Below are 12531 nucleotides of genomic sequence, written 5' to 3' on the forward strand. Positions count from 1 at the left end.
ATAAAAAAGCCGCCTATTATCTGTCAATCTACAGCAGGCGACAACAGGTTAACTGTAAGGGTATTACGGGTTCACAAACGTTGCTTTAACACGCGCCGAGCGTTTGAAATAGGGTACGATCAGCGCGGCCGCCAGTAACGGGAACAACAGCTGGCGAACCGCAAACGCGTCTGAGACTGGCGAAAAGGCAAAGGCTTTAATTGCCAGCAAGACCGACACCAGTAGCCAGATAGTATAATGTTTAGGCACGCAGTGGCGGCGCTTGAAGAAGGCGATGGTCAACCATAAGGTGTAATACCACATTGCGATGGCGGTAATAAACGAAACGCCCCACAACAACAGGTTGCCGGTACTTTGCTCACTGAGCATATGGAATGTCTGCGGCGTAGCCAGCGCAGTAGCATAGAGCAATAACGCGAGCGAGGCGCTCAGTAACGCAACTAACAGCCAGGCCAGTGGGCCAAGCAACCAGCCCCCGATGCGTTGTGCCGGTGTTGTGGTCATATCTTCTCCAGATTTGCCAGCGCGAACAGGCAGACTATTTCATTTTGGGGCCAGTATTATAAAGCTTTTAATGCCGATCGCTACTTTCTTTATTGTACGTAATGCCAGACTGATTTTGGCACCTGACCGACATCATACAGACGACCGCCCGAGACCAGTTCCGCGCGACGATGATCTGCGGCGCGATACATATTGATGATCTCCCGATCGTCAGAGAGGGTGTAGTTAAGGTGATCAAACAGTTTTTCCAGGCTCTCAAGCGAACTGATTTTGCGGAATTTTAATAAATAATCCTGAACTGTCATAAATAGCAATCCATATTAAACAAATAACACCAACGGAGTAGTGAATATAAAAATAAACAAAACGACACCGAAAAGAATAATCGGCGCGCAAGGGTAAATAAGCGTATTCTTACGTGTCATGAATCAGGTGAGCAGAGCACCTGCCGGAAGGGTAACGCGCTTCATGACAACTGGCAATAAGCGTGCGGCCAGCAGACGGCATATTTCGCTTTTTTTGCCGCTTTTCATCTTTTCCTGATTTTTCTGGCTGTAAACCGAAACCATTTCTGACGATATGCCGCTATGCCGCAACTGGCCAGAACACGCTTATTTTTTCTGAACGGAGGCCGTCGGTTCAGGGGGCTGGTAATTATCGATATGGCTGGCGACGCCTAAGAGGATCACTGAGACAACGAGAACAATCCAACCGGTTAATTCAATAAGGCGATTCATTACTGACGACATTTTTTTGCTTTGATTTATCCATAAACACAGGATGCAAATGTTACTCATCAATAAATAAGACGGCAAGGGTGTCGGGAACGATTTCAGCGACTTTTTCGCCGCAGGAGAGCCCAAAGTCACTGATGTTTGACTTAAGTTAAGCAACAACCTTTATAACCTGGCGGTTATTAAACTATTGTGAGTGGTTAAGGGATAGTGTGAAATGACCCCGTTCTGACATGAGAGGCAAAGACATGAGTGACAACATCCGGGTAGGGCTAATTGGTTATGGTTATGCCAGCAAGACTTTCCATGCGCCCTTAATCGTGGGGACGCCGGGTCTGGAACTGGCGGCGGTTTCCAGTAGTGATGAAACAAAAGTGAAGGCGGACTGGCCTTCTGTGGCGGTTGTCTCAGAGCCTAAGCATCTTTTTAACGATCCGAATATCGACCTTATCGTCATTCCTACGCCCAACGACACCCATTTTCCGCTGGCGAAAGCCGCGCTTGAAGCGGGAAAACATGTGGTTGTGGATAAACCCTTTACCGTGACACTGTCACAAGCCCGTGAACTCGACGCCCTGGCGCGCAGCCTGGGGCGCGTGCTTTCTGTGTTCCATAACCGCCGTTGGGACAGTGATTTCCTGACGCTGAAAGGATTGCTGGCCGATGGCGTTCTGGGGGAAGTGGCTTACTTTGAATCCCATTTCGACCGTTTCCGCCCGCAGGTACGCGATCGCTGGCGCGAACAGGGCGGCCCTGGCAGCGGTATCTGGTACGATCTGGCGCCGCATCTGCTGGATCAGGCGATCAATCTGTTCGGTTTGCCGGTCAGCATGACGGTGGATCTGGCGCAACTTCGTCCTGGCGCGCAGTCGACGGATTATTTCCACGCGATATTATCCTACCCGCAGCGTCGGGTGATTCTGCACGGTACGATGCTGGCAGCGGCAGAATCAGCACGTTATATCGTGCATGGCTCACGCGGCAGTTACGTGAAATATGGCCTCGATCCACAAGAGGAACGGTTGAAAAACGGTGAGCGACTGCCGCAGGAAGACTGGGGTTACGACATGCGTGACGGCGTGTTGACGCGCGTGGAAGGCGAAGACCGTGTGGAAGAGACCTGGCTGACGGTGCCGGGTAATTATCCGGCTTATTATGCGGGCATCCGTGACGCGCTGAATGGCAACGGTGAAAACCCGGTTCCGGCGAGCCAGGCGATCCAGATTATGGAGTTGATTGAGCTGGGGATTGAATCAGCGAAGCATCGCTCTACGCTGTGCCTCGCGTGATGACGGTGTACTCTTCTGGCGCCGGGTGTTGCCGGATGGCGGCGTAAACGCCTTATCCGGCCTACGGTTGTGTCGTTACAGGACTGATAAGCGCAGCGCCATCAGGCGTTGCGTGCTTAAACCGCAGCGACTTTCTCACGCAATGTGCGTTTTTCCGCTTCGCTTAAAAACGCCATTTCCAGACCATTGATCTGCGCCTGACGAATCTGCTCGCGGGTTAATCCTGCCGCCGGCGCCGCTACCGTGTATTCGTGAATAATATCCACACCCTGTACCGCGGGATCATCCGTATTCAAACTTGCCTGCACGCCATGCTCAAGGAACGTTTTCAGCGGATGTGCAGCCAGCGAGGCAACGGTGCTGGTCTGGATATTAGACGTCAGACAGGATTCGATACCGATTCGCTGCTCGACCAGAAAATCCATCAGCGCGCGATCTTCCACGGCCTTCACGCCATGACCGATACGCTCGGCGCCCAGTTCGCGAATGGCCTGCCAGATGCTCTCCGGTCCCGCCGCTTCGCCAGCATGTACGGTAATATGCCAGCCCGCATCACGCGCGCGGTTAAAGTGAGAGAGGAACAGACTGCCCGGGAAGCCAAGTTCATCGCCCGCTAAGTCAAGCGCGGTAATGTGATCGCGGTGCGCCAGCAGCGCTTCCAGTTCCTGCTGACAGGCCGCCTCGCCGAAAGTACGGCTCATGATGCCGATCAGACGAGCTTCAACGCCAAAAGTCTGGCACCCTTCACGTACGCCAGCGATGACCGCTTCGACCACACCTGCAACAGGCAACTGGTGCGTCATCGCCATATAACCCGGAGAAAAACGCAGTTCGACATAATGCAGGCCGTTGCGGGCGGCATCTTCAATATTTTCAAAGGCCACGCGACGACAGGCATCCAGCGACGCCAGAACTTTAACGCCCCAGTCGAGCTTTGCCAGAAAACTGACCAGGTCAGGCTCCGTTGAAGTGATCTGCACATGCGGAATGAGCGCGTCAAGCGTTTGTGCCGGAAGGGCTAAATTGAACTGGCGGCCAAGATCAAGAATAGTTTGGGCACGAATGTTGCCATCAAGGTGGCGATGAACGTCAGTTAACGGAAGGGAAGTATCAATCATGGTCGCACTCTTTTTTAATATAAAAGTGCTCGCCATTATAAAAATAAAACGGGCGTAAAATCTATGTTGCGCAATAAATAATTTTATTGCGCAATCATTGTCAGCGTATAGCGTGGATCGCGTTGATCAGCCCGTTAACGCCTTTTTCGAGCTTCGAACGTGGACAACCGGCATTAAGACGAACAAACCCGCGACCTTCTTCGCCATAAGTATACCCAGGCATGATGGCCACTTTCTGCTGATGAATCAGCGCATCCTGTAAGGCGTGGTCGTCAATATTCAGCGCGCGCAGATCAATCCAGGCCAGATAGGTCGATTGCGGAACCTGCCAGTTTAGCGTCGGGAACGCGGTGTTTAACGCATGCGCGATATAATTCAGGTTATCAGCAAGATACTCGCGCAGGGTATCCAGCCACGGCGCGCCCTGTTGATAAGCGGCAATGTGCGCGCTAAGCGCCAGAACGGCGGGTGACGACAGCCCGTCACGCCCCTTCAATACGCTGAGGTAACGATTGCGGCTTTCCTCATCGCCGATGAGCCCGTAGGCGCCGGTCAGCGCCGGAATGTTGAAGCTTTTTGACCCGGAGGTCAGCAGCGCCCAACTATCACGCGCCACATTGCTCCAGGGGATATGCGGCTGCGCGCCCCATACCATATCCATGTGGATTTCATCGGAGATGACCCGCACGCCGTGACGATGGCATAGCTCAGCCATCGTCTCCAGTTCATCGCGCGTCCATACCTTTCCGGTAGGGTTCTGCGGGCTGCACAGCAGGAGAATTTTACTCTCTGGCCGGGCGAGCACCGCTTCCAGCGCGGCCATATCGCAGTGCCAGCCGTCCGCATTTTTCTGTAGCGTAACCGCCATAACGGTACGCTGGTTGCCTTCGATGGCGTTATAGAACGCATCGTAAGCGGGGGTGTGAATCACCACCCCTTCACCGACGGATGACCACTGGCGGATCAGCTCCGACACTATGTAGATCACGGAGGGGCCGTACACGATCGACTGCGGGTCGACCGTGGTGTGGTGACGGGTTGCGAACCAGTGGGCGATCGCCCCTAAAAACTCATCGTTTTTCCAGCGGCTGTAACCCAGCACGCCGTGCGCCAGACGTTGGTTGATGGCCTCCAGGATGCACGGCGCGGTAGCGAAATCCATATCCGAGATCGTAAACGGGAGCAGGTCAGGGGCGCCAAAGCGATCGGCGACATAATCCCACTGCGTGCACCACGTACCGTGACGATCCACCACCTTTGAAAAATCGAACATATCGTTGTCCTTATGCCTCAACCGTGTTCATCAGACCCGCCATTTCATCCTTAACGGACTGTACCTGAGGGCCAATAACCACCTGTAAGTTATGTTGATTCAGCTGTACTACGCCGATAGCGCGATTGTCCTTCAGCGCCTGTACATTCACAAGCGACATATCCTTCACTGACAGACGCAGACGGGTAATGCAGTTATCCAGGCTGACGATATTTTCACTGCCGCCAAGCGCGGCCAGAATCGCCGGGACGTTATAGCCTGATTTCCCTGGCGCGCCCGCCATGACTTTTTCAATATTGCTGGCGATTTCGGTATCGCGGCCCGGCGTTTTCAGATTAAAGCGCGTAATGGCGAAACGGAAGATGACGTAGTACACCGCGAACCAGATGGCGGCGACCACCGGAACCAGATACCACTTGGTCGACAGACCGTGCAGGATCCCGAATACCACAAAGTCGATGATGTTGCCGTCGGTGTTGCCGATGGTGACGCCGAGGATCGCCATGATGGTGAATCCCAGACCTGTCAGCAGGGCGTGAATCACATACAGCACAGGCGCGACGAACAGGAACAGGAATTCCAGCGGCTCTGTGGTACCGCCAACGACACAGGCGATAAGGCCAGAAATCAGCAGCCCCTTAATTTTGTGACGATTTTCAGGACGCGCGCAGTGGTACATCGCCAACGCGGCGCCCGGCAAGCCGCCGAGGAAGGCAGGCATTTTCCCCTGAGACAGGAAGCGGGTCGCACTTTCAGAGAAGCCGTGCGTTGTCGGGCAGCTCAGCTGCGCCTGGAAAATGGTCAACGCGCCGCTCACGCTATGGCCGCAGACTTCCTGAGTACCGCCCGCTTCGGTAAAGCGAATCAGCGCGACAAGAATGTGGTGCAGGCCGAACGGCAGCAGCAGGCGCTCACCCGTACCAAAGATCATCGGGCCGAAATCACCCGCGCTATTGATAATGTGGCCCAGACCGCTGATGCCATTGCAAAAACAGGCCATACCAGCGGAATGACCAGCCCGACCAGTCCCATCACCACGGAAGAGACGATCGGCACGAAACGCGTACCGCCAAAGAAAGCCAGCGCATCGGGCAGACGAATATTGTGGAAACGCTCATGCAGCATCCAGACAACGATACCGGCGATCACCGCCCCCAGAATCCCCGTGTCGATAGACTGAATCCCGAGGATATTCTGTACGTTATTGGCTTTCAGAATGGCGGCGTCAGTCGTCGGCAGAATGCCTTTCGCCGTTAACCAGAAGTTCACGGCAAGGTTCATTACGGCGTAACCGACGAAACCGGCAAACGCGGCGACACCTTTGTTTTCACGCGCCAGACCGAGCGGAATTGCGATACAAAACATCACCGGGAGGAAGCTAAAAGCGAACGAGCCGACTTTACTCATCCAGGTAAAGATGGCCTGTAGCACCGGGTTGCCCAGCGCCGGGAGCAGGGTGACGACATCGTGGCTGCTTAACGAGCTGCCGATCCCCAGCATGATCCCGCAGAAAGAGAGCAGCGCCACGGGCAGCATAAACGTTTTACCCAACTGCTGGAAAAATTCCCATAATGTTATTTTTGGTGTTGTCTTCGTCGTCATCTAACGACTCCTCGTGAAAAAGAAGGCTGTGGTCAATTATTTGAGCGAGAAGATAAAACGTTTTACCTAATTTTAGTGCGGCGCAAATCACATTATCGAACGATAATAAAGCGTATAAATATAAGTGATTGATAAAACGTTTTATCTGTCACGTTATCAGGGAGCTTTCTTTTTTCATGGCTATAGCCAAAAAAACCACCATCCATGATGTCGCGTTGGCGGCTGGCGTTTCCGTCAGTACCGTCTCATTAGTGCTCAGTGGCAAAGGGCGGATTTCGTCAGCCACCGGCGAGCGGGTTAACGCGGCGATTGAACAGTTGGGCTTTGTGCGTAACCGCCAGGCATCGGCGCTTCGCGGTGGGCAGAGCGGCGTCATTGGGCTGATTGTGCGCGATCTGTCTGCGCCTTTTTATGCGGAACTCACGGCCGGGTTGACAGAGGCGCTGGAAGCGCAGGGGCGCATGGTCTTTTTGTTGCACGGCGGTCAGGATGGCGAACAACTGAGTCAGCGTTTCGCTATGCTCCTTAATCAGGGGGTGGATGGCGTGGTGATCGCCGGAGCGGCGGGTAACAGCGATGCGCTCCGGGAACGGGCAGAAGAAAAAGGGATTCCGGTGGTGTTTGCCTCGCGCGCCAGTTATCTGGAAGAGGTGGATACTGTCCGGCCGGATAACATGCAGGCGGCGCAGCTACTGACGGAACATCTGATTCGCCTTGGGCATCAGCGGATCGCGTGGCTGGGAGGGCAAAGCTCCTCATTAACGCGCGCGGAGCGCGTCGGCGGCTATTGCGCGACGCTGCTGAAGTTTGGGTTGCCTTTTCACAGCGACTGGGTGCTGGAGTGCGCATCCAGCCAGAAGCAGGCCGCCGAAGCCATTACCGCATTACTGCGGCATAACCCGACCATCAGCGCAGTGGTGTGCTACAACGAAACTATTGCGATGGGAGCATGGTTTGGCCTGATGAAAGCGGGGCGGCAGAGTGGTGAAATTGGCGTTGATCGCTATTTTGAGCAACAGATCTCGCTGGCGGCGTTTGCTGATGTGGCGGAAAACGCGCTGGACGATCTGCCGATCATCTGGGCCAGCACGCCAGCCCGCGAAATTGGCTATTCCCTTGCGGAGCGCATCCTGCAACGGATTGGTCATGAAGAGAGCCATTCGCGCAGCCAGACCATTTCCGCTCGTCTGGTGACGCAAAAATAGCGTGGCGGGACAGGTGTTTGAATGGCGGCCCGACGGGAAAATCCCGCCGGGCGCGGGACGTACAGAAAACTTACTGCTGAGGAATCGCCGGAGCGTCCGGCACGGAGAGCGCAGGCATACCAAACATGCCGACAAACTCTTCCAGCGTCATTTTTTGCCCGTTGAGCGTTACCTGACCATTGGCATACTGTAGGTTGGTGGCGATGGTATTATCCTGCAACGTGGTGATGCGGAACATTTGCCCCATCGCGGCTAACCCTTTGACTTGTTGATTCGCCAGCTTATCGGCATCTTCCTGCTGATAACCTTCCAGTCTGGCGACCTGAGTCATAAACTCAACGGCCATATCCATCGGGATCGTCAGCTTCGCGTCAAGAGATTTAACGGAACGATCCACTTCCTGAGTCAGCGTTTGCGGTTCTTCAGTGGTCGCGGTCGGATCTTTCAGGAACAAGGAGAGGTTCAGCGCGGTCTCGCCTTTAGCGTTTTTCCAGCTTAACGGCGCGACGGTAATCACCGGTTCGCCCTTCATCAGCAGCGGCAGGGCGCCAAAGAACGCTTCGGTCACTTTCTCCTGATAAAGTTCAGGATTTTGCACCACCTCGGGTTGCGTCATCAGCGCCTGAGTCTGAGCGTTATACTGGCGGCTAAACTGGTGCCAGGCTTCACCATCGATCTGTCCCACTTTCAGCGTCAGCTTGCCGCTACCCAGATCCTGATTCTGCACTTTAAGGCTGTTCAGCGAGTAATCCAGCTGGCTATTGATGGTTTTGCCGTCGTTGACGAGATCGGACTTACCGTCGATCACCATGCCTTCCAGCACGGCCATCTCTTTACCTTCTACCGATACCGTCATTTTTTCCAGCGACAGCGTCTGGTTGCCAATACGCTCGCCGAAGCTGGCCAGGGTGCTGGAACCGTCGGTTTTCAGGTTATTAAAAGTAATCTGGACTTTCTGGTTATATTCGTTGACGGCATCCACCAGGCCGCTTTGCGCTTCGCCTGACAGTGAAACAACATTGCCGTCTTTATCGGCATTCAGCTGAAATTCCCCGCCGCTAAAGGCGACTTTTTCACCGTTATTTTCATAATTCAACGGCTTGAGGGAGATATCTGAGCGGGTATCGCCGCCATAACCAATCCGGGAATTAATCTCGACCGGCGTCTCGCCCTTTGCGATATCAAACAACGGTCTGGTGATGTCGTTGTTGACCAGGGTCGTCTTCACTGAGGCCATCGCAGGGATAAGGTTAAACGATTTCAACTGTGTGAACGGGAAAGGGCCATGATCCACCGCTTCGTTCAGTACGACGTTTTGTCCTGGTTTCAGCCAGGGGTTTTCCTTGCCTTCGACAGGCTTCGCCACCAGCTGTAACTGGCTGCTGAAAATGCCGCGCTGGTAGTTTTGATAGCTCAGCTCAATGGCGGCTTCAGGCGCCGTGCGTTTAAGCTGCTCATTTGCCTGATTCACCATCTGTGCGAGATGCGTTTCCAGTTTTTTCCCGGTGTACCAGGCCCCGCCTGTCCAGACTACGCCCAGGGCGACGATCACACCTGTAGCTACCAGCGATTTTTTCATATCGATTATCCATAAAAATGAAACCTGGCGGATTAAACCGCCTGGAGAAGTTGTGAGCCTTTAACTAGCTTAGCAAGAGTTGTTAAAAAATTCAGTATGTTGCTACTGCTTGTTGTAAACCCTGGCTAAACGGCCCACGCCGCTGGCGTTAACCGGAGACTCATCAGCGCCGATAAACGCGGATTCGCCGGGTTTCAACACCAGACGCTGCTCGCCCTTGCTCAGCACCGCTTCGCCTTCCACGCAGAACAGAATGGCGGCGCTCTGCTGGCTGATGGCCGTTTCCTGAGCGGAGAGGTCATGCAGCGAAAACGCGAAATCTTCCACCGGAATCGGGAAGTCCAGTTCCGCACCGTGTTTTACCGGCGTTGTCAGCAGCTGATCGGCTGGTTTGGCAACGAATTTGACGTTCGCGACCAGCTCAGGAATGTCGATATATTTCGGCGTCAGCCCGGCGCGCAGGACGTTATCGGAGTTCGCCATCACTTCCAGCGCCACACCCTGCAAATAGGCATGAGGCGTTTCGGCAAACAGGAACATGGCTTCGCCAGGGTTCAGCTTGACCACGTTCAGCAGCAGTGGAGAGAAGAGGCCGCTGTCATCCGGGTAAAATTCGGATATGACGCGGATCGTCTGCCACGGTTCACCCTGTTGGTTGTTCAGCGCCGCTTTCAGCACCGCCAGCGCGCGGGATTTTTCATCGCCCTGCATATTGAGCAGGCTGGCGAACAGCTGACTCAGGCGTTCGGCATTCGGCTCTTGCAGGAAGTGGGCAATGGCGGTATGCGCGCCGGAAACAGGTTGCAGCAGGGAGACAATCTCAGAGAACTCGCGGAATGCGTTCATCGCCAGGAACGGCGTCAGGGCAAAGACCAGTTCAGGCTTGTGGTTCGGATCTTTATAGTTACGCTCGGCGGCATCCATCGGAATACCGGCCGCATTCTCTTTCGCGAAACCCATTTCTGAGTTGTGTTTATTCGGATGAACCTGGATGGAAAGCGGCTGCGCGGCACACAGCACTTTAAACAGGAAGGGCAGCTCGCCAAAACGTTTTGCGACAGACTCGCCCAGCAGTGTGGCTTTATCGTGCTCAATCACGTCGCGTAACGAGACGGCTTTCCCGTCAGCGCCTTCAATTCGGGAGCTGCTCTTGGGATGGGCGCCCATCCAGAGCTCTGCCATTGGCTGCTGAGACGGATTCGCAATGCCGTAGAGTTCCGTTAACGCAGTTTTACTACCCCATGCATAGTTTTGCACTGAGTTGATGAGTTTTTGCATTATCAAGCCCTGTTTCAATATGGAAATTAATTCGCGTATTAAACCAAGAAACCCGCGGGAAGTAACCTCTGCGCGCAAAAAGTCGTACTTGTCTCAGTTTTTGTTAAAAAATTGTGTAGGATAGTGTAACTCGCTTTTTACACCCTGACGCATTCGGGTTGCAGGACAATAACATGTCTGCCGCTGGAGGCGTGACGGGTAAGCAGGGCAATGGAACATCTGCCCAGAGAATAACCAGACCGAGCAGTAAGTGAGAGAACAATGTCGAACAAACCCTTCCATTATCAGGCTCTTTTTCCCCTCAAAAAGGACGATACCGAATATTACCTGCTGACCAGTGAACACGTTTCCATTGCCGAATTTGAAGGGCAGGAAGTGCTTAAGGTCGCTCCTGAAGCGCTGACGCTGATGGCGCGTCAGGCATTCCACGATGCTTCGTTTATGCTGCGCCCTGCGCATCAACAGCAGGTCGCTGATATCCTGCGCGACCCGGACGCCAGCGAAAACGATAAATATGTCGCGCTGCAATTCCTGCGCAACTCGGACATTGCCGCAAAAGGGATTTTACCAACCTGCCAGGACACCGGTACGGCCATTATCGTTGGCAAAAAAGGCCAGCGCGTCTGGACCGGCGGCGGTGATGAGGCTGCGCTGGCGCGCGGCGTTTATAACACTTACATCGAAGATAACCTGCGCTATTCGCAAAATGCCCCGCTGGATATGTATAAAGAGGTCAATACCGGCACCAACCTGCCCGCGCAGATTGATCTCTACAGCGTTGATGGCGATGAATACAAATTCCTGTGTATCGCCAAAGGCGGCGGTTCCGCCAACAAAACCTATCTGTATCAGGAAACCAAAGCGCTGCTGACGCCGGGCAAACTGAAAAATTACCTGGTCGATAAAATGCGCACTCTGGGGACGGCGGCCTGTCCTCCGTATCACATCGCCTTCGTGATCGGCGGGACGTCGGCGGAAGCAACGCTGAAAACGGTTAAGCTGGCCTCCGCAAAATACTATGACGAACTGCCGACGGAAGGGAACGAACACGGTCAGGCATTCCGCGACGTGGAGCTGGAAAAAGAGTTGCTGACGGAAGCGCAGAATCTCGGGTTAGGCGCCCAGTTCGGCGGTAAATATTTTGCCCATGATATCCGCGTCATTCGTTTACCGCGTCACGGCGCGTCCTGTCCGGTCGGGATGGGCGTCTCCTGCTCTGCGGATCGCAATATTAAAGCGAAGATCAACCGCAAAGGTATCTGGATCGAGAAACTGGAACATAATCCGGGTAAATATATTCCTGAAGAATTGCGCCAGGCAGGCGAAGGCGAGGCGGTTCGCGTTGACCTCAATCAGCCAATGAAAGCGATCCTGCAACAGTTGTCGCAGTATCCGGTTTCAACTCGTCTGTCGCTGAACGGGACGATTATTGTGGGGCGTGATATCGCGCACGCCAAACTGAAAGAACGGATGGACCGTGGCGAAGGGTTGCCGCAGTATGTTAAAGATCATCCGATCTACTACGCGGGGCCGGCAAAAACGCCTGAAGGATACGCGTCCGGTTCGCTGGGGCCAACGACCGCAGGACGTATGGACTCTTACGTCGATCAGCTTCAGTCGCAGGGCGGCAGTATGATTATGCTGGCCAAAGGCAACCGTAGCCAACAGGTGACCGATGCCTGCCATAAACACGGCGGCTTCTATCTGGGCAGCATTGGCGGGCCTGCCGCCGTGCTGGCGCAGGGCAGCATCAGGAGTCTGGAATGCGTGGAATACCCTGAACTGGGGATGGAAGCGATCTGGAAAATTGAAGTGGAAGATTTTCCGGCCTTTATCCTGGTGGATGACAAAGGCAATGATTTCTTCCAGCAAATTCAGACTTCGCAGTGCACGCGCTGCGTGAAGTAAGACAATAAGAAGGTACATTTGCAGGCCGGGTAAGGCGCTGT

At 54.1% G+C, this 12531-nt stretch carries 10 protein-coding genes and 1 pseudogene; 3 read left to right on the plus strand and 8 right to left on the minus strand.

Annotated elements, in window-relative coordinates; genetic code table 11:
* Nucleotides 1-63: 63 nt before the first annotated feature.
* The 3 genes from OGV50_RS03835 to blr form a co-directional block, all read right to left on the minus strand.
* On the minus strand, nt 64-504 hold the full coding sequence (locus OGV50_RS03835) for a DUF2569 domain-containing protein (protein ID WP_200092627.1): 441 nt from the start codon (nt 502-504) through the stop codon (nt 64-66).
* Between the two features lie 89 nt (nt 505-593).
* A complete protein-coding gene (ydgT, locus tag OGV50_RS03840) occupies nt 594-809 on the minus strand; it encodes a transcription modulator YdgT (RefSeq protein WP_024130361.1) in 216 nt (71 codons plus the stop codon).
* A 306-nt stretch (nt 810-1115) separates the two neighbouring features.
* Nucleotides 1116-1241, minus strand: coding sequence for a division septum protein Blr (blr, locus tag OGV50_RS03845; protein WP_048902389.1), 126 nt, complete (start codon nt 1239-1241; stop codon nt 1116-1118).
* A 245-nt stretch (nt 1242-1486) separates the two neighbouring features.
* Between blr and OGV50_RS03850 the strand changes: the two genes are divergently transcribed.
* Nucleotides 1487-2527 (plus strand): oxidoreductase, encoded by a 1041-nt coding sequence (locus tag OGV50_RS03850; RefSeq protein WP_024130359.1) that lies wholly within the window; start codon nt 1487-1489, stop codon nt 2525-2527.
* A 116-nt stretch (nt 2528-2643) separates the two neighbouring features.
* Here OGV50_RS03850 and add read toward each other — a convergent pair whose 3' ends face one another.
* From add to malX, 3 genes and pseudogenes are all read right to left on the minus strand, one after another.
* Complete coding sequence (add, locus tag OGV50_RS03855) at nt 2644-3645, minus strand: adenosine deaminase (RefSeq protein WP_115614819.1); 1002 nt, start codon at nt 3643-3645, stop codon at nt 2644-2646.
* A gap of 100 nt (nt 3646-3745) precedes the next feature.
* The gene (locus tag OGV50_RS03860) at nt 3746-4918 is read right to left on the minus strand and encodes a MalY/PatB family protein (protein WP_200092629.1); all 1173 of its coding nucleotides are present in this window, start codon (nt 4916-4918) and stop codon (nt 3746-3748) included.
* A gap of 10 nt (nt 4919-4928) precedes the next feature.
* Nucleotides 4929-6520, minus strand: a pseudogene (malX, locus tag OGV50_RS03865) (maltose/glucose-specific PTS transporter subunit IIBC).
* 176 nt (nt 6521-6696) lie between these two features.
* On the opposite strand from malX, the gene OGV50_RS03870 reads away from it, so the two are divergent.
* Entirely contained in the window at nt 6697-7725 is a 1029-nt protein-coding gene (locus tag OGV50_RS03870) for a Mal regulon transcriptional regulator MalI (RefSeq protein WP_200092631.1), read from the plus strand.
* A 70-nt stretch (nt 7726-7795) separates the two neighbouring features.
* Here OGV50_RS03870 and OGV50_RS03875 read toward each other — a convergent pair whose 3' ends face one another.
* Together OGV50_RS03875 and manA are read right to left on the minus strand one after the other, a co-directional pair.
* Entirely contained in the window at nt 7796-9304 is a 1509-nt protein-coding gene (locus OGV50_RS03875) for a YdgA family protein (RefSeq protein WP_200092633.1), read from the minus strand.
* Between the two features lie 102 nt (nt 9305-9406).
* Complete coding sequence (gene manA / locus OGV50_RS03880) at nt 9407-10582, minus strand: mannose-6-phosphate isomerase (RefSeq protein ID WP_200092635.1); 1176 nt, start codon at nt 10580-10582, stop codon at nt 9407-9409.
* A gap of 261 nt (nt 10583-10843) precedes the next feature.
* Between manA and fumB the strand changes: the two genes are divergently transcribed.
* On the plus strand, nt 10844-12490 hold the full coding sequence (gene fumB, locus OGV50_RS03885) for a class I fumarate hydratase (RefSeq protein WP_047457220.1): 1647 nt from the start codon (nt 10844-10846) through the stop codon (nt 12488-12490).
* Nucleotides 12491-12531: the final 41 nt, after the last annotated feature.

The sequence above is a fragment of the Citrobacter sp. CK180 genome (assembly GCF_030333655.1).
In the GTDB taxonomy this organism is placed as follows: Bacteria; Pseudomonadota; Gammaproteobacteria; order Enterobacterales; family Enterobacteriaceae; genus Citrobacter_B; species Citrobacter_B koseri.

Coding starts and splice junctions, on each gene's coding strand:
- OGV50_RS03835 (WP_200092627.1), bottom strand. CDS start 504: ATGACCACAACACCGGCACAACGCATCGGGGGCTGGTTGCTTGGCCCA.
- OGV50_RS03875 (WP_200092633.1), bottom strand. CDS start 9,304: ATGAAAAAATCGCTGGTAGCTACAGGTGTGATCGTCGCCCTGGGCGTA.
- OGV50_RS03850 (WP_024130359.1), top strand. CDS start 1,487: ATGAGTGACAACATCCGGGTAGGGCTAATTGGTTATGGTTATGCCAGC.
- ydgT (WP_024130361.1), bottom strand. CDS start 809: ATGACAGTTCAGGATTATTTATTAAAATTCCGCAAAATCAGTTCGCTT.
- blr (WP_048902389.1), bottom strand. CDS start 1,241: ATGAATCGCCTTATTGAATTAACCGGTTGGATTGTTCTCGTTGTCTCA.
- OGV50_RS03870 (WP_200092631.1), top strand. CDS start 6,697: ATGGCTATAGCCAAAAAAACCACCATCCATGATGTCGCGTTGGCGGCT.
- manA (WP_200092635.1), bottom strand. CDS start 10,582: ATGCAAAAACTCATCAACTCAGTGCAAAACTATGCATGGGGTAGTAAA.
- add (WP_115614819.1), bottom strand. CDS start 3,645: ATGATTGATACTTCCCTTCCGTTAACTGACGTTCATCGCCACCTTGAT.
- OGV50_RS03860 (WP_200092629.1), bottom strand. CDS start 4,918: ATGTTCGATTTTTCAAAGGTGGTGGATCGTCACGGTACGTGGTGCACG.
- fumB (WP_047457220.1), top strand. CDS start 10,844: ATGTCGAACAAACCCTTCCATTATCAGGCTCTTTTTCCCCTCAAAAAG.